The following is a 21,872-nucleotide window of genomic DNA, read 5'->3' as shown; positions in this document are numbered from 1 at the left end:
ATAAATTCGGCTGCCAATAAGGTATAAAGTACTTACTGACAGCCGATATACTACGTTTAGAATCAACTTGTAATCAAGTTTTTAACGCGCATTTAACGATTTAATCGGTTTTCTATGAGCTCATCTACCACGGTTGGGTCTGCAAGTGTTGATGTATCCCCTAGCTGTTGATGTTCATTTGCGGCTATTTTACGTAAAATTCGACGCATAATCTTACCTGAACGCGTTTTTGGTAGGCCTGGCGACCATTGAATCATATCAGGGGAAGCTATTGGGCTTAGCTCTTTACGTACCCAATTACGGACTTGAGTTGTCAGCTCATCACTTACAGTAACGCCTTCATTTGGCGTAATGTAAACATAAATACCTTGGCCTTTAATATCATGCGGATAACCGACTACGGCGGCCTCTGCTACAGCTTCGTGAGCTACTAGCGCGCTTTCTATTTCAGCGGTGCCTAAGCGATGCCCTGATACATTAAGCACGTCATCAACACGCCCTGTGATCCAGTAATAGCCATCTTCATCACGACGACAGCCGTCACCTGTAAAGTAAACACCGGGGTAAGCACTAAAATAGGTTTGTTCAAAACGTTCGTGGTCGCCATAAACAGTACGCGCTTGTGAAGGCCAGCTATCTAATATCACTAAATTACCGTCAACGGCACCTTCAAGTGTATTACCCTCTGCATCAAATAGAGCCGGCGCAATACCAAAAAACGGATGCGTTGCTGAGCCTGGTTTAGTTTGGGTAGCACCAGGCAGCGGGGTGATCATAATGCCGCCCGTTTCGGTTTGCCACCACGTATCTACGATTGGGCAATTAGCATTACCTATATTTTCGTAATACCACGTCCATGCTTCAGGGTTGATGGGTTCACCCACTGAGCCTAAAATGCGTAAACTTTGACGATTAGATGACGCGGTTGGCTCATCGCCTTTGGCCATTAACGCTCGAATAGCGGTTGGTGCAGTATATAAAATGGTTACGCCGTGCTTATCAATCACCTCACCCATGCGCCCTGCGGTTGGGTAGGTAGGCACACCTTCAAATACCACTTGCGTACAGCCATTAACCAGTGGGCCATAAGCAATATAGCTGTGGCCGGTGATCCAACCTACATCGGCGCTACACCAATATACGTCGTCCTCTTGTAGATCAAATACGTATTCGTGGGTCATTGATGAGTAAACTAAGTAACCCCCTGTAGTATGCACAACCCCTTTTGGTTGGCCAGTAGAGCCCGAAGTATATAAAATAAAGAGTGGATCTTCTGCATTCATTGGCTCCGGTTCGCACTGCGCCGGTTGGTCGGCTACAAGCTCATGCCACCAAATATCGTGCTCGTTCCAATCAACTTCGCCACCGGTTAACTGATGTACAATAACGTGTTCAATGCTTGCCACCGACTCTTGTGCTACGGCTTCATCAACATTCGCTTTTAAAGGAACACAATTACCAGCTCGGCGGCCTTCATCGGATGTGATCACCACTTTAGCGCCTGAATCTTTAATTCGATCTGCAATGGCTGAGGGAGAAAAACCACCAAATACAACCGAGTGAATAGCACCTATACGTGCACAGGCCTGCATGGCGTAAATGGCTTGCGGCGTCATCGGCATATAAATAGCAACTCGGTCACCTTTTTGTACGCCCAGTTTTTTTAAACCATTAGCAAAGCGCGCCACTTCATCATGTAATTGTTGGTAGGTAATGTTTTCACTTTGGTTTGGGTTGTCTCCTTCCCAAATAAGCGCAACTTTATCGGCTTTGGTTTTTAAATGGCGGTCAATACAGTTATAAGAGGCATTTAAAACGCCATCTTCGTACCATTTTATATCGATATGGCCTTTATCAAATGAGGTGTTTTTTACTTTAGTATACGGAGTAAACCAATCTAAGCGCTGGCCATGTTCACGCCAAAACCCTTGTGGGTCATCAATCGACTGTTTGTAGAGTGTATTATATTTTTCGTTATCAACTAACGTCGTTTTTTCAATATGTGCAGGAACAGGATAGATACTTTGTGACATCTCAGTCTCCATTTTAATAACTTGCCATGATTAAAGGATTACTCAGCAGTACTTTATTAAGTATTAGACCTTAGTTGTACAACCCTTCTAATTAACATTTTGTGGTTTATAATCTCGCCGCTCATGACTTTTTTACATAGAAATACAGTATGTTAAATATAAGTAAGTGGCCATTGAATTACTCTTAAACCTTCGTCTTATAGACCAATAGGTAATTGAGTAAATTTTGCACATATTTAAAAGTGGTTTTCGGACATTAAAATAATGATGCAGCCATGCAAGTTAAACACTTATTTAACGAACTCATAGCGTGATGCAAGATAAATAAATTTTTATTCGTAAGTAATACCTGTAGCAAGTAATACATTTGAACGTTTAAAAAGCAACAAACAACAAGTAGCCTTTAAAGGACACCACAATGAAATTTACCCCATTAAAAACTCTTGCAGCGAGTGCTGTATTATGTGCTTTAACAAGCACGGCTTATGCGGCAACTGCAGCTAAAGTAGGTAACACCGAATTTACTTACGGCGGATACATTAAGCTAGATACAATGTGGAGTGATTACTCTGCAGGCGCTCCTGATGGCTCGAATGTAGGGCGTGATTTTTACGTACCAAGCACACTGCCAGTAGGCGATGACGATGATTCGGATGCCGTATTTGATATGCATGCACGTGAGTCACGTTTTAACTTTGGTACGTCAACGTTAATGGATAACGGTAAAACAGTTAAAACTAAAATTGAGTTAGACTTTTTAGCTTCAGCCCCTGGCGGTAACGAGCGCGTATCAAACTCTTATGCGCCACGTATTCGCCATGCATTTGTAACTTACGATGGCTGGTTATTTGGTCAAACATGGTCAAACTTTCAAAACGTGGGTGCACTTGCAGAAACACTTGATTTTGTAGGCCCTGCTGAAGGCACTGTTTTTGTTCGCCAAACACAAATTAAGTACACAACCGGTGCTTGGTCGTTCTCACTAGAAAACCCAGAAAGCACAATTACCACTCAAGGTGGCGCTCGCGTAGAAACAGATGATGCGTCACTTCCTGATTTTACTGCGCGCTACACACACAATGCCGATTGGGGTAACTTTGTAGTTGCAGCACTTGCTCGCCAACTTACTTATAAAGTAGGCGATGTTGACGCTGATGAAACCTCGTTTGGTATTAGCGCTTCGGGCCGTGTAAATTTTGGCGAAGACTACCTTAAATTTATGCTTACTCAAGGTAAAGGCCTTGGCCGTTACGTGGGCTTAAATGTTGCCCATGGTGCAGTGCTTAATGGCGATGAACTAGATGCAATAGACTCAACATCTGGTTTTGTTGCTTATCAACATAAATGGACAAGCCAGTGGCGCTCAACTTTCTTATATTCTTTCTTTAGTGCTGACAACAACACCGATCTATTAACAATATCAGGCGACCCTGTTGAATCAAGCCAAAGCTTTAGTGCAAACATTTTATACTCACCGGTTAAGCGTTTAACATTTGGTGCAGAGTTTAAACATGCCGAGCGCGAAACAGAAAGTGGTATTGACGGCGATTTAGAGCGCTTACAATTTTCTGTAAAATACAATTTTTAATTAAACATAGTGATCACAATAAAGCGGCTTAGGCCGCTTTTTTTAGCTATACAACGTGAACTCTGCTTAAAAGGTTTAATAGTACTGTGATAGTAATGGTATTTAAGGGTGCTTTTTTGTCTGAGATTTTCAGTAAATTAAAGACGGTTAGCGATTAAACAAGCTAAAATAGCAGCATTTGGAAGAGCTCAGATAAAAGTTTGTACAGAAATAGCCCCCTCTTTGCGATTAAGGAGTATTACCTTAGCGCTAAACTAAGCGGCTATTTAGTTGCTAAAATCCACTAAATTCCCACAATTTCGGATAACTATTAATTATTTTGCACAAACAACAAGCATGTTATTGAAAATCACTCTCATTTAGATTATGTTATACACTTCTTTTTTGAACCTATTGGAAAAACACATGTCGTCCCAACAAATTTTGCGTTTATCTAAGCTAAGCCTTATTACTTCACTTGTTTTATCTGGTCATGCATTTGCACAAGAAACTACAACAAATACAGATGACTCATTAGAAAAAATAGCAGTGTATGGCCAGCATCATAAAAACTACATCACAGAAGATGCGCAATCTGCTACAAAATTAGGCCTAACAATCAAAGAAACCCCACAAAGTATTTCTGTTGTTTCTCGCGCTTTAATGGATGATTTTTCACTAGATGATATTAACTCAGTGCTAGAGAGCACCCCCGGTGTAACTGTAGAACAAATAGAAACTGACCGTACTTATTTTAAAGCCCGTGGCTTTGAAATAACAAACTTTCAGGTTGATGGTTTAGGCATCCCTCAAAGCTCAGGCTCTATTCAGGGCACTTTAGATACGTCTATTTACGACCGTGTAGAAATTGTACGTGGTGCAAACGGCCTTATGACTGGCGCAGGTAACCCATCTGCAACCGTAAATATGGTATTAAAAAAACCAACTTACATAACTCAAGCGCATGCATCTGCATCGTATGGTTCATGGAACAACAAGCGTTTAGAGGTAGATGTTTCAACGCCAATTAACGACGACCACGCTGTACGCGCCGTATTTACCAAGCAAAAAGCGGAGTCATACCTAGATCGTTACGAAACAGATAAAACAATTGCTTATCTTGCTTACGAAGGCAAGCTAACCGACGACACGACATTAAGCATCAACTATGTTAACCAACAAAAAGATGCCGATAGCCCACTTTGGGGCGCACTCCCTCTTTATTACACCGATGGCACAGCAACAAACTACGACGCCTCTACAAGTACGGCATCTGATTGGTCTTACTGGGACAACAGCGCAGAGCAAGTATATGTAACACTTGAGCAAAACCTATCGGCTACGTGGGTTGCAACAGCGCGTTACGCACATATAGAAAACGAGCAAGACTCAGAACTATTTTACGTATATGGCACACCAGATAGCGAAACTGGCCTTGGTTTAACCGGTTACGCAAGCCGTTACGACTACGAAGATAAGCACGATTTATTTGATTTATACGCCAGCGGTAAATTTGATTTATTTGGCCAAGAACACGACCTGTCATTTGGTGTTAGCCAAGCAAAAATGGATTACAACGAGCAGTCGCTTTACGATTACACCACGGGCAACGGCTTCCCAGCAATGCCTTCGCTTGATACGTGGGATGGCGTAGTACCTGAAGCAACCCTTGCTGATGGCTTAAATGGCAGTGACATAGAAAACAAACAGCAATCAGCTTATATGTCTACTCGCATTAAATTAAGCGCTCCGCTAAGCGTGTTAGCAGGTGTACGTTACACTGATTGGGAAACATCCGGCACTGCTTATGGTGTTGAACAAACACGTAACGACAGCGAAGTTATCCCGTATGTGGGGGCTGTGTATGACTTTAATGAATCGCTTTCAGCCTATGCAAGTTACACAGAGACCTTTGTGCCACAAAAAGAGCTTGATATTAATGCCGAGCAATTGGCGCCAATTACAGGTAAAAGTAGCGAAATTGGTTTAAAAGCACAGCTTTTAGACGATCAAGTATTTGTAACCTTTGCTTACTTTGATGCAAAACAAGAAAACCTAGCTGTTGCATTACCTGATTCATTACCAAGCGATACTCGTTATTATGGTGCTGATGGTATCACCAGCGACGGTTTTGAAATTGAATTAAGTGGTAAAGTAACCGAGGATTTAAGTGCAAGCATCAGCTTTAGTAATTTAAGTATTGATGGTGATGATTTAGTTGAAGATTACACGCCAGAGAATCAGCTAAAACTGGCTGCAACTTACCAAGTACCATTTGTTGAAGGCTTAACATTTGGTGCAAATTATCGTTGGCAAGACTCGGTTAGCCGCGTACAAGTTGAAGATGCAACCGGCGCTGCACTTGTAACCACGAACCAAGATGCTTACGGTATTCTTGATTTAATGGCTAACTACAAAATTACAGAAAACGTTGGGGTTACTTTTAACGTCAATAACACCACAGATGAAAAATACCTACACAGCCTATACTGGGCTCAAGGTTATTACGGTGCGCCGCGTAACTACGCGCTATCTGTAAACTGGCAGCTATAAGTCGCTTTTTTAAAGTACGGCTTTTAAAATTAAACGGCACTTTTTAGTGCCGTTTTTGTTTTAAGCCCCTTTTAGTTAAAGCGCATATCCCCCCTCCTTGCGCTATCTACCTTATGCAAAGTACTAGCAATACCATCTTTTATTACGCGCCTCAATTAAAACGCGAACTTGTTAGCCAGCATCACTATAAATATGGCTAAGTGCTATTTAAACTGCATCTATTAAAGCCTGTAAGGTTATAGTTTTAGCGTGCATTAAACACAAAAAGGCGCTAACCATTGCTGGTTAGCGCCTTTTAAAGCTCGGGTCAAATCAAGCTTAGAGAACGTTTACACTTAAAGGTCAGACTCAGCGCCTAATACGTCTTCGCCATCTTCTGGCTCAACCGTTGCTTTTAATAGCAACATATCACGTAACTTACCTTCAATTTCATCTGCAATTTCTACGTTTTCTTTCAAAAACTTAATAGAGTTTGATTTACCTTGGCCTACTTTATTGCCGTTGTAGCTGTACCAAGCACCTGCTTTTTCAACAATTTTGTGCTTAACACCTAAATCAATTAACTCACCTTGTTTAGAAATACCTTCACCATACATAATGATGAATTCAGCTTGTTTAAACGGTGGTGCAACTTTGTTTTTAACTACTTTAACGCGGGTTTCGTTACCGACTACCTCATCGCCTTCTTTAACAGAGCCAATACGACGAATATCAATACGCACTGATGCGTAAAACTTAAGTGCGTTACCACCGGTTGTTGTTTCAGGGTTACCAAACATTACACCAATTTTCATACGAATTTGGTTAATGAAAATACATAGCGTATTTGAGCGTTTAATATTACCTGTAAGCTTACGTAGTGCTTGCGACATTAAACGTGCTTGTAAGCCCATGTGCGAGTCGCCCATGTCGCCTTCAATTTCAGCTTTTGGTGTAAGCGCTGCAACAGAATCGACAATAACAACATCTACAGCACTTGAACGTACTAACATGTCACAAATTTCTAGCGCTTGCTCACCGGTATCTGGCTGAGACACTAACAGCTCATCAATGTTAACACCTAACTTTTGTGCGTATACCGGATCAAGAGCATGCTCAGCATCAACAAAGGCACATGTTTTGCCTTCTTTTTGAGCCTGCGCGATAACTTGCAAAGTAAGCGTTGTTTTACCTGAAGACTCAGGGCCATACACTTCAACAATACGCCCCATAGGCAAACCACCTATGCCTAAAGCAATATCAATCCCAAGTGAGCCTGTAGATACAGCATCAATATTTAGGGCTTTGTTATCGCCCAGTTTCATAATTGATCCTTTACCAAATTGACGCTCAATTTGTGATAGTGCAGCGTCCAGCGCTTTTTGTTTATTATCGTTCATTCTGTTCTCCAAATCCGGCTAATGCGAACAAGTATACTGTATGAAATCACAGTATCAAGTGAAATTTATAATTTTATCTTCTCGATCGTATTTTTCAATGCAAATTCAATAGCTTGCATTCTAACTTGTGCTCTATCGCCGTTAAATATTTGCTTAAACGTAAATTGTTCATTGGCAATTTGTATGCAAAACCACACAAAGCCAACTGGTTTATCGGACGTAGCGCCACCTGGCCCAGCAATGCCCGAAATTGCCACGGCAACATCAGCTTTGGCAACGCTTGCGGCACCAAAAGCCATCTCTTTTACTGTTTGCTCACTCACCGCACCAAATTGCTCTAGCGTAGTATTGGCCACATTAAGCAGTTCATGCTTAGCTTCATTACTATAAGTAACAAATGCGCGGCCCAAATAACCTGAGCTACCTGGCGTATCTGTAAGCGCATAACTCACTCCGCCACCAGTACATGATTCAGCGGTAGTGATCCATAAGCGTTTATCCGTTAAAATAACGCCCAATTGCGCAGCAAGTGTTTTAATCTCTTGATGTAATTCCATATTCAGCCTTTGGGTAAATACATGTCGTTTGATCTTTATGCACCGCACACTATAAAACAACAAACCCCTATGATGCAGCAGTATCTAAAAATAAAATCAGAGCATCGCGATATTTTATTGTTTTATCGTATGGGGGATTTTTATGAACTCTTTTTTGACGACGCTAAACGCGCGGCCCAACTACTCGATATTTCGCAAACGCATCGCGGTAAAGCCGGCGGCGATCCTATCCCTATGGCGGGTGTCCCTTATCATGCAGTAGAAAACTATTTAGCTCGTTTAGTGCAAATGGGCGAATCGGTTGCTATATGTGAGCAAGTTGGCGATCCTGCAACCAGTAAAGGGCCAGTAGAGCGCAAAGTCGTACGTATCGTTACACCGGGTACTATTTCAGATGAAGCGCTATTGCAAGAACGCCAAGATAACTTACTCACTAGCGTATGGCAAAATAAAAAAGGGCTATACGGTATTGCCTACCTTGATATAAATTCAGGGCGCTTCAACGTAGTTGAAGTTAACACCGACGAAGCATTTACTTCAACCTTACAGCGCTTAGCACCCGCTGAGCTTTTATACTGTGAAAGCTTTGAAAACACACATTTAATTGAGCATATAAAAGGGGCACGCCGACGCCCTGAGTGGGAGTTTGACCTAGACACCGCGCAACACTTACTGTGCGAGCAGTTTGGCACCAAAGATTTAGTTGGTTTTGGTGTAGATAAAGCGCATGCGGCTTTGGTCGCTGCGGGTTGTTTAATGCAATACGTAAAAGATACACAACGTATTGCGCTCCCTCACATTCGCGCTATTACGCTTGAGCATAACGAGCACGCAGTTATATTAGATGCGGCAACGCGCAAAAATTTAGAACTAACCGTTAATTTATCGGGCGGCTTTGAAAACACCTTAGCGCAGGTACTTGATAAAACCGCCACGGCCATGGGGTCGCGTTTACTTAAACGCCGCATTCATACACCTGTGCGTAATAAAAATGAGCTTAACTCACGTTTAAATGCCATTAGCGCTATTTTAGATGTGCAATTATATGGCGAGTTACACGACTCATTAAAAGAAATTGGTGATATAGAGCGCGTAATAGCACGACTTGCTTTATGCACTGCACGCCCGCGCGATTTAACCCGACTGCGCAGTGCCCTACAAGCACTCGCACCACTGCATGCTTTATTAAACGATGCTAATGATGAGCGTATCGCTAGCATTGTTCGCCACTCTCCAGAGCTGCCTGAACTACAAGCTTTACTTGAGCGTGCTGTTATTGATAACCCACCAGTACTGATTCGTGATGGGGGCGTTATTGCACCAGGCTACAACAGCGAACTCGATGAATGGCGAAACTTGAGTAAAGGCGCTACCGATATACTTGAGCAACTAGAACTTAGAGAGCGCGAGCGCACCGGGATCAGCACATTAAAAATTGGCTATAACAAGGTACATGGCTTTTTTATCGAGGTAAGTCGTGCAAATTCACACTTAGTACCTGCTGATTATATTCGCCGCCAAACGCTTAAAAATAATGAACGTTACATAATACCTGAACTAAAAGAGCACGAAGACAAAGTGCTTGGCAGCCAATCAAAAGCTCTTGCGCTTGAAAAACAATTATATGAAGAGCTATTTGAGTTTATAGCCCCGCATATTGAACAGCTTCAAATGATGGCTGGCGCATTAGCTGATTTAGATGTATTGAATAACTTAGCAGAGCGAGCACAAACGCTTAATTATGCTAAACCACAGCTATGCGATGATGACAATATAAGCATTAAACAAGGTCGCCACCCTGTGGTAGAGCAAGTAATGAAAGAACCTTTTATTGCCAACCCTGTGGAGCTAAATAGCCAGCGTAAAATGTTGATTATCACCGGTCCAAACATGGGTGGTAAATCAACCTATATGCGCCAAACAGCACTTATCGTATTGATGGCGCATATTGGCTGTTATGTCCCTGCTGATAGTGCAAAAATTGGTAATATTGACCGTATATTTACTCGCATTGGTGCAAGCGACGATTTAGCCTCTGGTCGCTCTACTTTTATGGTAGAAATGACCGAAACTGCCACAATATTAAATAATGCAACTGCGCAATCTTTGGTATTAATGGATGAAATAGGCAGAGGCACCAGTACCTACGATGGCTTGTCACTTGCTTATGCAACGGCTGATCATCTGGCACAAAAAATATCTGCTAAAACATTATTTGCTACGCACTACTTTGAATTAACGGAACTTGCCGAGCAAAAAACCGGGCTGGTGAATGTACACCTAGATGCCATAGAGCACAACGACACCATTGCATTTATGCATACTGTGCTTGATGGTGCAGCAAGTAAAAGCTTTGGCTTACAGGTCGCAGCGCTTGCCGGCGTGCCTAAAGCCGTGATAGCCCAAGCAAAACAAAAGCTTAAACTGCTCGAAAACCACCAAAGTGTAACAGCGCCTAATGCTGAGCAGCAGGCGTTTTCATTTGCTAATGAGTTACCTGCGCCTGAGCCTTCAGAGGTTGAGGAGCAGCTCGGTGCCATTGACCCTGATAACCTATCGCCGCGTCAAGCACACGAACTTCTTTATAAATTAAAAGCACTACTTTGAATATAGGTAACTTGAGCGGTGGTTAAGAGGCTGATAACACTGTAAATAGTATTTCTTGGGGGTCGTAAGACATAAAAAAAGCTGAAGGTTTTATCCTTCAGCTTTTAAACACATAGACATATAAAAGGGAGTTACGAGAACTGGTCAAACAAACTTTCTGTGCTTAACCCTTCTTGTTGTAAAATATCTTTTAAACGACGTAATGCTTCTACCTGAATTTGTCTTACGCGCTCTCGCGTTAAACCAATTTCACGGCCAACATCTTCAAGTGTTGATGGCTCATAGCCAAGTAAACCAAAGCGACGCGCTAATACTTCACGTTGTTTAGGGTTTAACTCACCTAACCAATCAACAATATGTTTGTTAATATCATTGTTTTGAACTTCGCCCTCAGGGCCTGCGCTTTTTTCATCGGCAATAATGTCTAACAGTGCGCTGTCGTTCTCACCGCCAATTGGCATATCAACTGAGGCAATTTTCTCGTTTAAGCGTAGCATTTTAGTTACGTCTTCTACGGGTCTACCTAAGCTTTCAGCAATTTCTTCAGCAGTTGGCTCATGGTCTAGCTTTTGTGTCAGCTCGCGTGCTGTACGCAAGTAAACATTTAATTCTTTAACTACATGTATTGGCAGGCGAATTGTGCGCGTTTGATTCATAATGGCGCGTTCAATTGTTTGGCGTATCCACCACGTTGCATAAGTCGAAAATCTAAAACCGCGCTCTGGGTCAAACTTTTCAACAGCGCGAATTAAACCTAGGTTACCTTCTTCAATTAAATCTAGAAGTGCTAATCCTCGGTTGTTATAACGGCGGGCAATTTTTACAACTAAACGTAGGTTACTTTCAATCATACGCTTGCGAGATGCTTCACATCCACGTAGCGATTTGCGGGCAAAAAAGACTTCTTCTTCAGCGCTAAGTAGGGGAGAAAAACCAATTTCTCCTAAATAAAGTTGGGTTGCATCAAGGTTTTTAGTTACTTCCTCTTTTGCAAATATCTCTTCTTCGTTATCAACCTCTTCAAGTAATGCTGCAGTTTCTTCTACTGCGGTGTCATCAAATTTTTCGTCGGTGGTGTTTTTGTCAAGTTTTGCTGCGTTAGCCATAAGCCTTCTCCCGAGCAATTATCAATACCTAAAAATTAGGGAAGGTATTTAGCAGGATTGACAGCTTGCCCACGGTAGCGAATTTCAAAACGAAGCGCAGTGACCGAAGATTCTGACTTGCCCATTTCTGCTATTTTTTGTCCTGCCTTAACTTTCTGCTTTTCTCTAACAAGTAGTTTAGAGTTATGTGCATAAGCACTTAGGTAATCATCATTATGTTTCAAAATGATTAAATTACCGTACCCTCGAAGCGCATTACCCGCATACACCACCGTTCCTTGTGCTGCGGCTAAAACTGAAGCCCCTGTACGGTTAGTAATCTGTAAACCCTTGTAACCGTTTTCCTTATTAGAAAAGCGTTTAGTCACTTTGCCCTTTGCAGGCCAAAACCACTTTACTTTACTGCTCGACGAAGGTTTAGCATTACTAACTATTTCATTGGCTTGTTTTCGAACATACTCTCGTTGTTTCGGCTGATCAAGATTTTTCTTTAATTTTTTGTTAGTTTTTTGTTTTATTTTAGTGGATGTTATTTTTTGTTTAACGGGTGAATTGCTAGCAAGCGCATGGCTAGTGGTGGCTGCAAGCGAAACAACTTGCCCAGGATAAATAACGTAAGGTGATGGAATTGAATTGTTTTTTGCAAGCGACCTAAAATCTTGCCCTGCACTAAAGGCAATGGAATATAAAGTATCCCCCTTTTGTACTGTGTATTTATTGCCATTAATGTTAATGCCTTTTTGAAAGTCATTAACATTAGTATTGAGGCTACTAACTGGAGCAGGTATATGGCGAGATGAACACCCCGAAAGCAAAACAACAATAAATACAATTACATATAATGCGTACTGACTATTCAAGGTGTTTTGCTCCGAAATTTAAAAAGTACTACTTTTGTTTGTTAGCGTAATAAAAAGTAAGCAACCGCTATTAATATAACTAAACCCCAGCCAAGTACTTCAACATATTGACGTAATTTTTGCTCCATTTTAACCCCGCCCCACTTCATTAAAGCAGAAACTAAAAAGAAACGCGCACCACGGCCAACGGCAGACGCTATTAAAAATGGTAAAAATGCCATTTGTAATACCCCTGCACCAATAGTAAATACCTTATAAGGGATAGGTGAAAAGCCCGCTAAAAATACCACCCACACGCCATACTCTTTAAACCATGTAAGCGCTGTTTCAAACTTTTCTTGCCAGTGCATCTGCTCAATAAAGGGCTGTACAACAGGCTCAAATAACCAGTAACCTAAAAAGTAACCTACAATCCCCCCAAGTACTGAAGCAACTGTTGCAAAGCTTGCAAAGCGCCACGCTTTACTTGGCTGAGCAAGCGACATAGGAGCAAGCATTACATCCGGTGGTACCGGAAAAAAAACAGACTCAGCAAAGCTCATGGCTGCTAAATAGCGCTCAGCAAAGCGGTGTTTTGCCCACACTAGGGCCATATCGTATAACTTAGTAAACAATTTCAACGTGAGTTCCTATTCAATATCACCAGGGACGAGAGGGACAAACCGTACTGGTGCAATAACATGCTCTGTGAAGCTATCGCCTTGGCGAATAACCATGGTTAATTTTTGTTCTTGCTCACCAATGGGAGCAAGAAGTACACCGCCATCAGCTAGTTGTGCAAGTAAGTCTTGAGGTACTTTTGATGCGGCCGCGGTAACTATAATACCATTAAACGGGGCCTGCGATTGCCAGCCTTGCCAGCCATCTGCGTGTTTCATGGTTACATTGTATAAATCAAGTTGATGTAAACGGCGTTTAGCCTGCCATTGCAGTGCTTTTATACGCTCGACCGAATACACCTTATTAAAACACTTGGCTAACACTGCGGTTTGATAGCCAGAGCCTGTGCCAATTTCTAACACTTTGTCGCGTACGCCAGCCAAATGAAGCAGCTCGGTCATACGCGCCACAATATAAGGCTGCGAAATAGTTTGCCCTTGCCCTATTGGCAACGCCGTATTTTCGTACGCCTTGTGTTTTAGTACATCATCAATAAAGGCATGACGTGGTATATCTGCAATGGCTTTTAATACCTGTTTGTCTTCTACCCCTTCTTGTTCTAATAGCTTAGAAAGCGCAATAGCACTGCGCGAGTAATTAGCCAGCACGGTTTATCTCCATTTCAGCTAACCACTGCCCAACCGCTTCAATACTTTCTTTTGCTGTCATATCAACGCTTAACGGTGTAACTGAAGCATAGCCATTATTAACAGCGTAAAAATCAGTGCCCTCTCCGGCATCGCTTTCAATACCAAGCGAGCCATACCAAAAAATATCACGCCCCCATGGGTCCGTTTGTTTGGTCATGGTTTCGGCTTTATGTCGAGCACCTAAACGCGTAACTTGCACCCCTTTTAGCTCAGTTAGAGGAATATCGGGTACATTTACGTTGATAATTTGATCTTTAGGCAGTGGGTGCGATGCCAGCCCTTTAATTATGTTAACGGTCACAGCTGCTGCGGTTTCAAAGTGCTCACCACGGTGCGAGCAAAGCGACACGGCAATAGCAGGCAAGCCTAAATGGCGCCCTTCGGTCGCCGCTGCCACAGTGCCTGAATACAATGTATCATCGCCCAAATTAGCGCCGTGGTTAATACCTGCTACGACTAAATCAGGCGTTTCATCTACTAACTGATTAACCCCTAAATGAACACAATCAGTAGGCGTGCCATTAACCGATATAAAGCCGTTTTCAAGCGTGGTAGAGCGCAGTGGGTTTATTAACGTTAACGAGTTACTGGCACCACTACAGTTACGATCAGGGGCTACAAGGGTTACATCAGCAATTTGCGTAAGAGCCTGGTATAAAACAGCAATCCCTTTAGCGTTTACACCGTCGTCGTTACTTAGCAGTATCTTCATTTTGACTGTCCTTTTCTTTTCGCTCATTAGGGCTTGCATCGGTGTAATCCACCAGCTCACGTAAAAGTGCGGTAGCAAAACACCCTTTAGGCAATCCAAAGCTTAATTTTAAAGTCGTTTCGTCTAGTGTTTCTATGGTTAAATCTTGCGGAATGAGGCGCAGCATACGGCGCTCATTTTTAAGACCTAATTCGCCTAAGCCCTCACACCATGCTTGGTATGGTTTTAGCCATATTTTTTCTTGATCAGTTAAGCCCTTTTCACTTTTACCAACCATTGGAGCCGACATCATAATATCGCCAGAGGCTAAACGTGCTATGTTTTCATCGCTTATTGCATCTTCAAAAAATGCGTTACTACCGCTTAGCATAAATACTTCACGGTGCATGGTTTTAGCTAACCCATGCTCTTTAACACGTAAGCTCACTATTTGATTAAATACATGTGAACGGGCAGCGGAGATAATAATACCGCGTAGTTTTTTATCGCGAATGCGCTCGCCGGCAAACATTTTTTCGGCCATAACTAAATTATGCCCATCGCGGCCAAAGCGCTGCTCGCCAAAGTAGTTAGGCACACCAGCACGCACGGCATTAATGCGACATAAAATATCAAGCGGCTGGGTTACATTACGAAGCGTAATAGTGAATCGGTTTCCTTTGTGGCAACCGGTGCGTAATTTGCGTTCGTGGCGCTGTTGCGAAACCACAAAAATGCTGTCGCTATTGAGTTCACTAAAATCAATATGCTTTTTAATGGGTACTTTTACGCTAAACCATTGGCTACACACGCCGTGGCGGTCTTTCATGCCAGCATAGCTTACTTCGCGCGGTGACACTCCAGCCTTTTGTGCAATTAACTTGGCCACATATTGCGTGTTTTCACCTTTTTTAACGACCTGTAAGCATACATGCTCACCACTGCCGGTAAATTCTATGCCGAGGTCTTCATCAACCATAAAATCTTCAGCAACGGTTTTAAAATCTGCTTTTGAAAGCGGTGCACCGTATAGGTAATTTAAATCGCTCATGCGCTTGCTGTACTCTCAGGCGCTTTGCTCATAATAACCACCGCATGGCTAGAAATACCTTCTTTACGCCCTTCAAAGCCGAGCTTTTCGGTGGTGGTCGCTTTAACATTGATTTGTGAAAGCTCGCAATTTAAATCGCTGGCTAAATTAGAGCGCATAGCGTGGATGTGTGGCAACATTTTAGGAGCCTGCGCCACAATAGTGACATCGCCATTGCCCAGTACATAACCTTGCTCTTTGACAAGGCCTACAACATGGCGAAGTAAAATACGGCTATCTATATTTTCATACTCGCTCGCCGTATCCGGAAAATGCTTACCAATATCGCCCATTGCCAACGCGCCTAAAATAGCATCGCATAATGCATGAATAGCAACATCGCCATCTGAGTGTGCTAAAAAGCCCTGCGGGTAATCTATTTTTTCGCCGCAAATTGTTATTGGGCCTTCGCCACCAAATTTGTGTACGTCAAAACCATGGCCAATTCGAATCATAATGCTTGCTCGTTTTGTTGTTTGTTTAATAAAAACCCCGCTAGGTCTAAATCCTCCGGCGTGGTTATTTTAATATTGTCGCTGCGCCCTGCAATTAGCTTAACGGGTTTATTTGCCCACTCAATGGCACTGGCTTCATCGGTAATAGTTACGCCTTCACAAAGCGCACGTTGCAACGCATTTTTAAGCTCGTCATATTTAAAAAACTGCGGCGTAAGCGCTTGCCATAAATCATCACGAGGTACGGTTTGCTCGCTATGCGTGTTACCGCGCTTTATGGTGTCTTTTACCTTGCTTGCTAAAATACCGCCTTCGTCGTCGGCTATACAATGCGCTATTAAGGTTTCAATATCGTTAATAGTGACTAAGGGGCGGGCTGCGTCGTGCACCAGCACCCATTCAGGAGGGTTATTTTCTAAAAATAATAAGCTATTAAGCACTGAGTCTGCTCGCTCCTGCCCGCCGTTGGCGCGTAGAATTCGCGAGTCTATGTGCGCAAGCGAGTCAAAATAAGGGTCGGTTTGACTAACGGCTACAACTATTTGGCTTAAGCTTTGTAATTGCGAAAGCTTACAGAGCGTGTGCTCTAAAATAGTTTTTCCTGCCAATTTAATATACTGCTTAGGTGCACTGTGCTGCATTCTGCTGCCTACGCCGGCAGCGGGTACAATGGCAGCTATTGAATTATTATTTTTCATGTTGTTTGCCCGGTAAAACACGTATAAATGTTTCATCCGGTTTAATCATTCCTAATTCGTTACGAGCGCGCTCTTCTATGCCTTCTTGACCAAGCTTTAAATCTTCTATGTCGGCGGTAAGTACTTTATTGCGCTTAATTAGTTTTTCGTTAGTTTGTTGATGAGAAGCCACGGCTGCTTTTAAACGCGTATAGTCTTGCACACCGTTATGACCAAACCAAAGTCGGTATTGTATAAACAGTGCTAAGCACAACAGACCAAGCTGAAAAAACCGCATTTAACACTCCCTATTCGTTTTTAAATAAAATTAGGCTCGTGGGCGTTTTATATTTCGCCAATTAATATTACCCGCTAATAACATTTCTCTAAGTGAAAGCAACCTAGGTGCGCAGCGTTTTGAAAATTGCCACTGATGCCCGCAACACGCCGCTGTTAAACTCATTTTACTGGGTTTTACCAACTGCGCATTTGCTTGCTCTAGGCCCTTGCCAAAAAAATCAAACCAGCCTAGTTCATTACAGTGCAGTTTATTGTCGCTTACTTGATCTATGCTGTCTATTCTTAGCCTCACTTGATCATGGCTATTTATTAACACCGGCACTATTAGCCCCACTTGGGCATATTTTTTATAAAAAAGTTCATTTGCCTGAGCGTTAACCTCTGGCGGTGTTGGCTTTTGTTTTTCAAGCCAAGAGCCATTTTGTGAGTCGAGCGTAAACGGCGAACTCCCATTGGCAACCAAAGTCGCCGCCCGTTCTATATAATACGGTAAGCTTTTTAATTGGCGGCGTAGTTTATCAGCATTAGGCTCAGCAACTAAGCGCTGTACCTCTCGCTGATAAAACGCATTGCACAATTGTGCATACAGCACTTTTTGCGCATCACTTTGCCATATTTCTTGCTGCTGAGCTGCAAGTGGCTGACTCTTCGCTACCAATAGTTATACTCAAAAAACAATTAGGTAGCTGTTTTATAGCACAATAGCGGCTATTTTTTAAGCGCACTAGGCAATTTAAGCGCTTGGCTTTTCACCTAATTTAGCAATGCCGCTTTCTAAAAATTGCACCACGGTATTACGCTTTTTACCAATTAATAAACTGCCATCAGCTAAAAACATAAAGTTTTGCCAATTACGTTTAAATACATCAAAGGTGGTTTCTATAACGTTATCGCGTGCCATACAAAAATAAACGGTGGTATTAGCCTGCCAATCTAAATGATCCAAAATGGCTTGCGGTAAGCTTTCGTCGCCATTTTCCCACGCATCTTCCCAATTTACTTCATCGCTAAAGCTTTCTTCTTTACCGCACCAATCAGTTTTATCAAAAAAATCGGGGTGGTCGAACTCGCGGCTCACCATAGTGCTCCAAAGCACCGCAGCACGTTCGCTCGTCATTGGCTTAATACGCGCAGCGTCTTCTTCAGATACAGGGAGGTCTTTATGACGAAAAACCCAGGCTTTTTTGTGATCATCGAGCGAAATATAATTCATAGTGTTGGTGTATTCTTTGGCATAATAAAAAGCAAACGCAATTATACAAGAGATCAAAACATGACTACAGCAATAAAACCGCTTTCCCTCAAACCAGGGATATATCAACACTACAAAGGCCCACAATACAAAGTATTTTACGTAGCAACACACAGTGAAACCGACGAGCAACTAGTTATATACCAAGCCCTGTATGGCGAGTACGGCATGTGGGCACGCCCACTAAGTATGTTTTTAGAAACCGTTGAAAAAGATGGACACACTATTCCACGCTTTGCCTACCTTGGAGCTGCAGATTAACTATGGCATTATAATCACATACAACACTGATCAGACCAGGCAAGGGGAACCCGTGCAATTTAATTCTACCGACAACTACATCGCTAGCAGCTCGCTTAAACAGGCTGTAAATGCCGCTATTATGCTTGAAAAACCCTTATTAATTAAAGGTGAGCCAGGTACAGGTAAAACCATGCTGGCTGAAGAGCTTGCTAAAAGCTTAGATACCGAGCTTATTCAGTGGCACATTAAATCAACCACCAAAGCACAACAGGGCTTGTACGAATACGACGCGGTATCGCGCCTACGCGACAGCCAATTAGGCGATGAGCGCGTACATAATATTGGCAACTACATTGTTAAAGGTAAACTGTGGCAAGCGTTTAACTACGCTGAACTTAACGGCAAACGGCCAGTGCTTTTAATCGACGAAATAGACAAAGCCGACATCGAGTTCCCAAACGACTTACTGCTCGAACTTGATAAAATGGAGTTTCATGTTTACGAAACTAACGAGCGCATTGTAGCGAAAGAACGCCCTATTGTGATCATCACGTCAAACAACGAAAAAGAACTACCAGATGCCTTTTTACGCCGCTGCTTTTTTCACTATATTGATTTTCCAAGCAGCGAAGAAATGCAGCAAATCGTTGATGTGCACTACCCTAACGTTAAAAAAGATTTAGTTCGCCAAGCACTCGAAGTATTTTTTAACTTACGTGAAGCCAACGGTCTTAAAAAGAAACCTTCCACCAGCGAATTACTGGATTGGTTAAAGCTTTTAATGGCCGAAGATATAGACGCTAAAACACTGCACGATAAAGCCCAAAAAGGCGGCTTAATGCCGATGTTTGGTGCACTGCTTAAAAATGAGCAAGACATAAGCCTCATCGAAAAACTTGCGTTTATGAGCCGTCGCTAACATGTTAGTACAGTTTTTTTTCACGCTGCGCAAATACCGCTTACCGGTAAGCTTGCGCGAGCTACTCGATTTAATAAACGCCTTAAAAAAAGGCGTTATATTTGCCGATGTAGATGGCTTTTACCATTTAGCCCGCACCATAATGGTAAAAGACGAAACCCATTTTGACCGGTTCGACAAAGCGTTCAGCGACTACTTTAGCGGTATTGCCGACCTTGATTTGCTCGAAAGTTTAAAACAACAGCACAACTTACCTAAAGACTGGTTACGCAAAGAGTTTGAAAAACACCTAAGCGATGAAGAAAAAGCCCAGCTAAAAGCCATGGGCGGGCTCGACGAGCTAATGAAAACCCTAAAAGAGCGTTTAGAAGAGCAACAAAAACGCCACGCTGGCGGCAATAAATGGGTAGGCACTGGTGGTACATCACCTTTTGGTGCATATGGCTATAACCCAGAAGGCGTGCGTATAGGGCAAGAGGGTAACCGTAATCGCCAAGCGGTAAAAGTGTGGGATAAGCGCGAATACCGCAATTTAGACCCTGATCGCGAAATTGGCTCTCGTACTATTAAACTCGCCCTTAAAAAATTACGTAAATTTGCCCGCTCAGGCGCAAGTGACACCCTTGATTTAAACGAGACCATTCGCGCTACCGCCAAACAAGGCGGCATGCTGGATGTAAAAATGGCACCCGAGCGCCACAATGCGGTAAAAGTATTAATGCTGTTTGATATTGGCGGCTCAATGGATGACTACATTCATACTTGCGAAGAGCTATTTAGCGCAGCCCACAGTGAGTTTAAACATTTAGAGTTTTACTACTTTCATAACTGTTTATACGAGCACGTTTGGCAAGACAATGCGCGGCGCCATTCAAACATCATCGACACCATGACGCTGATTAATAAATTTACCAGCGACTACAAGGTCATATTTGTAGGTGATGCCACTATGGGCCCTTACGAAATAGCCTACCCCGGCGGCTCAGTAGAGCACTACAACGAAGAACCCGGCAGTGCATGGTTGCAACGTATAACAAATCACTTTGATAAAGTCGCCTGGCTCAACCCACAACCTGTTGAACACTGGCCGTACTATCAATCCATTGATTTTATTAAGCAGCTGATGGATAACAGAATGTACCCGCTGAGTTTAGATGGAATAAGTAACGCGATAAAAGAGCTGAGTTAGATATTAATTTACCTCAGCTCAGCGCTAGCAGCGGAGCTTCAGGCGTGAACCTATAACGTTGTTGGGTGGCGCCTTTGGCTTAACCAACCTACCTTTGAAGTAGGTCGGATAAGTGGCGAAGCCACGCCATCCGACAGTAAATGATAAATTTATTAGAAACAAGCCGACTTACCGAGTTAATGTAGGTTTATTTTTGTGTCGGGTTTATTTTTCCTGACTTAACTTTATCAAGTTGTCTGAATATACGCTTCAATTCTTTTTTTGTTTGTTGTGATTCAAAACTATCTCTTTTAATAGTCCACTTTAATGCCAATAGGCTAAAGTCAGAATAAAGAGAAATATTTTTCTTTTGACGTGCTCTAATAAATGGTCTTAAGTGTAGGCTAAGATCGATAACAGAAGATTTATGTGAGGAGTACAAAAATTCTTCATCATACAACTTATGCCTAATAGCATTTGCCGCTTGTTCCCAAGTATTTAAAACATAACGTATAGACATAACCCTAGAGTCATTAGAGTTTTCAGGCTTTGCAAGCTCTAAGAGTGTCTGCTTTCTTTCAAGGCTATGTATTATTCCACCTAATACAACCACATGCGCTAAATAATCTTTATCATCTTTAAGCTTTTGTTGAAAATCTAATGTATTTTTTTCTTTCGCTGTTTGCCGTTGGTAAAACATTCCTGCTAATGCTGCTGATAAGCCCAGTAAAGCAGAGAGCAAAACAGCTCCGCTTGGAAAGAGTTTAGGGTCCATCTTTGATATAAAGTAAATTCCTGCAACAGGAGCCACTATAAACCAAAGAATAAAAATACTTTTCATTGAATCACGCTTACTCACTTATTCATTCCTTAGAACAAAAAAAGAGCCATTTAGGCTCTTTTCTTTAAAACTAGTGACGGGCTATATTGGCCAATCTTCTTCATTGTATGTAATCATATTACGTCTCCTGGCGTGGAAAAGTGGTAGTATTGCTTTACTACCAAGCGGTATCCAAATATACAAATGTTAATTTGTTTAAATATTTACCGTGTAAAAAGAATATAACTGACCGTTACAACAGTTACAACAATACCGTTCCTGCGA

General features: G+C 42.3%; 21 protein-coding genes. 6 read left to right on the top strand and 15 right to left on the bottom strand.

The window, feature by feature from the left end:
- Positions 1 to 92: 92 nt before the first annotated feature.
- Positions 93 to 2,033, bottom strand: a complete 1,941-nt coding sequence (gene acs, locus PSH54_RS10260) for an acetate--CoA ligase (protein ID WP_273606073.1) — start codon at positions 2,031 to 2,033, stop codon at positions 93 to 95.
- A 418-nt stretch (positions 2,034 to 2,451) separates the two neighbouring features.
- On the opposite strand from acs, the gene PSH54_RS10255 reads away from it, so the two are divergent.
- Positions 2,452 to 3,621 carry a DcaP family trimeric outer membrane transporter gene (locus PSH54_RS10255; protein WP_004586195.1) on the top strand — a complete coding sequence of 390 codons (1,170 nt, stop codon included), beginning with the start codon at positions 2,452 to 2,454 and terminating at the stop codon, positions 3,619 to 3,621.
- 405 nt (positions 3,622 to 4,026) lie between these two features.
- A complete protein-coding gene (locus PSH54_RS10250; RefSeq protein WP_096739201.1) occupies positions 4,027 to 6,153 on the top strand; it encodes a TonB-dependent siderophore receptor in 2,127 nt (708 codons plus the stop codon).
- A 335-nt stretch (positions 6,154 to 6,488) separates the two neighbouring features.
- Here the strand turns inward: PSH54_RS10250 and recA are convergent, their stop codons facing one another.
- Entirely contained in the window at positions 6,489 to 7,532 is a 1,044-nt protein-coding gene (gene recA, locus PSH54_RS10245) for a recombinase RecA (protein ID WP_004586193.1), read from the bottom strand.
- A 65-nt stretch (positions 7,533 to 7,597) separates the two neighbouring features.
- Positions 7,598 to 8,089 carry a CinA family protein gene (locus tag PSH54_RS10240; protein WP_273606072.1) on the bottom strand — a complete coding sequence of 164 codons (492 nt, stop codon included), beginning with the start codon at positions 8,087 to 8,089 and terminating at the stop codon, positions 7,598 to 7,600.
- A 21-nt stretch (positions 8,090 to 8,110) separates the two neighbouring features.
- Between PSH54_RS10240 and mutS the strand changes: the two genes are divergently transcribed.
- Positions 8,111 to 10,696 carry a DNA mismatch repair protein MutS gene (gene mutS / locus PSH54_RS10235; protein ID WP_248531623.1) on the top strand — a complete coding sequence of 862 codons (2,586 nt, stop codon included), beginning with the start codon at positions 8,111 to 8,113 and terminating at the stop codon, positions 10,694 to 10,696.
- 131 nt (positions 10,697 to 10,827) lie between these two features.
- Here the strand turns inward: mutS and rpoS are convergent, their stop codons facing one another.
- The 11 genes from rpoS to PSH54_RS10180 all read right to left on the bottom strand — a co-directional run bounded on the left by rpoS (position 10,828) and on the right by PSH54_RS10180 (position 18,398).
- The gene (gene rpoS / locus PSH54_RS10230; RefSeq protein WP_024033114.1) at positions 10,828 to 11,802 is read right to left on the bottom strand and encodes an RNA polymerase sigma factor RpoS; all 975 of its coding nucleotides are present in this window, start codon (positions 11,800 to 11,802) and stop codon (positions 10,828 to 10,830) included.
- A 35-nt stretch (positions 11,803 to 11,837) separates the two neighbouring features.
- Positions 11,838 to 12,662, bottom strand: a complete 825-nt coding sequence (locus PSH54_RS10225) for a peptidoglycan DD-metalloendopeptidase family protein (RefSeq protein WP_024033115.1) — start codon at positions 12,660 to 12,662, stop codon at positions 11,838 to 11,840.
- A 41-nt stretch (positions 12,663 to 12,703) separates the two neighbouring features.
- Complete coding sequence (locus PSH54_RS10220; RefSeq protein WP_004586188.1) at positions 12,704 to 13,282, bottom strand: YqaA family protein; 579 nt, start codon at positions 13,280 to 13,282, stop codon at positions 12,704 to 12,706.
- A 9-nt stretch (positions 13,283 to 13,291) separates the two neighbouring features.
- The gene (locus tag PSH54_RS10215; RefSeq protein WP_004586187.1) at positions 13,292 to 13,930 is read right to left on the bottom strand and encodes a protein-L-isoaspartate(D-aspartate) O-methyltransferase; all 639 of its coding nucleotides are present in this window, start codon (positions 13,928 to 13,930) and stop codon (positions 13,292 to 13,294) included.
- Entirely contained in the window at positions 13,920 to 14,684 is a 765-nt protein-coding gene (gene surE / locus PSH54_RS10210) for a 5'/3'-nucleotidase SurE (protein ID WP_248442792.1), read from the bottom strand. Before surE ends, PSH54_RS10215 begins: the two co-directional genes overlap by 11 nt.
- Positions 14,665 to 15,714: a tRNA pseudouridine(13) synthase TruD gene (truD, locus tag PSH54_RS10205; protein ID WP_054982723.1), complete on the bottom strand. Its 1,050-nt coding sequence runs from the start codon at positions 15,712 to 15,714 to the stop codon at positions 14,665 to 14,667. Before truD ends, surE begins: the two co-directional genes overlap by 20 nt.
- Positions 15,711 to 16,208 carry a 2-C-methyl-D-erythritol 2,4-cyclodiphosphate synthase gene (ispF, locus tag PSH54_RS10200; RefSeq protein ID WP_273606071.1) on the bottom strand — a complete coding sequence of 166 codons (498 nt, stop codon included), beginning with the start codon at positions 16,206 to 16,208 and terminating at the stop codon, positions 15,711 to 15,713. Before ispF ends, truD begins: the two co-directional genes overlap by 4 nt.
- Positions 16,205 to 16,906, bottom strand: coding sequence for a 2-C-methyl-D-erythritol 4-phosphate cytidylyltransferase (ispD, locus tag PSH54_RS10195; protein WP_054982725.1), 702 nt, complete (start codon positions 16,904 to 16,906; stop codon positions 16,205 to 16,207). Before ispD ends, ispF begins: the two co-directional genes overlap by 4 nt.
- A complete protein-coding gene (gene ftsB / locus PSH54_RS10190; protein WP_004586182.1) occupies positions 16,896 to 17,183 on the bottom strand; it encodes a cell division protein FtsB in 288 nt (95 codons plus the stop codon). The genes ispD and ftsB overlap by 11 nt, the downstream gene beginning before the upstream one ends.
- A gap of 30 nt (positions 17,184 to 17,213) precedes the next feature.
- Complete coding sequence (locus tag PSH54_RS10185) at positions 17,214 to 17,843, bottom strand: hypothetical protein (RefSeq protein WP_024033119.1); 630 nt, start codon at positions 17,841 to 17,843, stop codon at positions 17,214 to 17,216.
- A gap of 75 nt (positions 17,844 to 17,918) precedes the next feature.
- The gene (locus tag PSH54_RS10180; protein ID WP_024033120.1) at positions 17,919 to 18,398 is read right to left on the bottom strand and encodes a DUF2947 domain-containing protein; all 480 of its coding nucleotides are present in this window, start codon (positions 18,396 to 18,398) and stop codon (positions 17,919 to 17,921) included.
- 60 nt (positions 18,399 to 18,458) lie between these two features.
- Here PSH54_RS10180 and PSH54_RS10175 point away from each other — a divergent pair, with 60 nt between their 5' ends.
- The 3 genes from PSH54_RS10175 to PSH54_RS10165 are packed head-to-tail and all read left to right on the top strand — an operon-like array spanning position 18,459 to position 20,788.
- On the top strand, positions 18,459 to 18,698 hold the full coding sequence (locus PSH54_RS10175) for a DUF1653 domain-containing protein (protein ID WP_029774266.1): 240 nt from the start codon (positions 18,459 to 18,461) through the stop codon (positions 18,696 to 18,698).
- Positions 18,699 to 18,750: 52 nt separating this feature from the next.
- On the top strand, positions 18,751 to 19,599 hold the full coding sequence (locus PSH54_RS10170; RefSeq protein ID WP_273606070.1) for an AAA family ATPase: 849 nt from the start codon (positions 18,751 to 18,753) through the stop codon (positions 19,597 to 19,599).
- Position 19,600: 1 nt separating this feature from the next.
- Positions 19,601 to 20,788: a vWA domain-containing protein gene (locus PSH54_RS10165; protein ID WP_273606069.1), complete on the top strand. Its 1,188-nt coding sequence runs from the start codon at positions 19,601 to 19,603 to the stop codon at positions 20,786 to 20,788.
- A gap of 187 nt (positions 20,789 to 20,975) precedes the next feature.
- Here the strand turns inward: PSH54_RS10165 and PSH54_RS10160 are convergent, their stop codons facing one another.
- Entirely contained in the window at positions 20,976 to 21,626 is a 651-nt protein-coding gene (locus tag PSH54_RS10160; protein ID WP_182695081.1) for a DUF4760 domain-containing protein, read from the bottom strand.
- Positions 21,627 to 21,872: the final 246 nt, after the last annotated feature.

The sequence above is a fragment of the Pseudoalteromonas sp. Angola-30 genome (genome assembly GCF_028599215.1).
Taxonomy (GTDB): Bacteria; Pseudomonadota; Gammaproteobacteria; order Enterobacterales; family Alteromonadaceae; genus Pseudoalteromonas; species Pseudoalteromonas atlantica.
Note: the sequence above shows the minus strand (reverse complement) of the source record. Positions and strands in the feature narration are given on the sequence as shown.

What these genes read in the sequence shown, in the direction of transcription:
- acs (WP_273606073.1), bottom strand. Translation starts at nt 2,033, where the DNA reads ATGTCACAAAGTATCTATCCTGTTCCTGCACATATTGAAAAAACGACG.
- PSH54_RS10255 (WP_004586195.1), top strand. Translation starts at nt 2,452, where the DNA reads ATGAAATTTACCCCATTAAAAACTCTTGCAGCGAGTGCTGTATTATGT.
- PSH54_RS10250 (WP_096739201.1), top strand. Translation starts at nt 4,027, where the DNA reads ATGTCGTCCCAACAAATTTTGCGTTTATCTAAGCTAAGCCTTATTACT.
- recA (WP_004586193.1), bottom strand. Translation starts at nt 7,532, where the DNA reads ATGAACGATAATAAACAAAAAGCGCTGGACGCTGCACTATCACAAATT.
- PSH54_RS10240 (WP_273606072.1), bottom strand. Translation starts at nt 8,089, where the DNA reads ATGGAATTACATCAAGAGATTAAAACACTTGCTGCGCAATTGGGCGTT.
- mutS (WP_248531623.1), top strand. Translation starts at nt 8,111, where the DNA reads ATGTCGTTTGATCTTTATGCACCGCACACTATAAAACAACAAACCCCT.
- rpoS (WP_024033114.1), bottom strand. Translation starts at nt 11,802, where the DNA reads ATGGCTAACGCAGCAAAACTTGACAAAAACACCACCGACGAAAAATTT.
- surE (WP_248442792.1), bottom strand. Translation starts at nt 14,684, where the DNA reads ATGAAGATACTGCTAAGTAACGACGACGGTGTAAACGCTAAAGGGATT.
- truD (WP_054982723.1), bottom strand. Translation starts at nt 15,714, where the DNA reads ATGAGCGATTTAAATTACCTATACGGTGCACCGCTTTCAAAAGCAGAT.
- ispF (WP_273606071.1), bottom strand. Translation starts at nt 16,208, where the DNA reads ATGATTCGAATTGGCCATGGTTTTGACGTACACAAATTTGGTGGCGAA.
- ispD (WP_054982725.1), bottom strand. Translation starts at nt 16,906, where the DNA reads ATGAAAAATAATAATTCAATAGCTGCCATTGTACCCGCTGCCGGCGTA.
- ftsB (WP_004586182.1), bottom strand. Translation starts at nt 17,183, where the DNA reads ATGCGGTTTTTTCAGCTTGGTCTGTTGTGCTTAGCACTGTTTATACAA.
- PSH54_RS10180 (WP_024033120.1), bottom strand. Translation starts at nt 18,398, where the DNA reads ATGAATTATATTTCGCTCGATGATCACAAAAAAGCCTGGGTTTTTCGT.
- PSH54_RS10175 (WP_029774266.1), top strand. Translation starts at nt 18,459, where the DNA reads ATGACTACAGCAATAAAACCGCTTTCCCTCAAACCAGGGATATATCAA.
- PSH54_RS10165 (WP_273606069.1), top strand. Translation starts at nt 19,601, where the DNA reads ATGTTAGTACAGTTTTTTTTCACGCTGCGCAAATACCGCTTACCGGTA.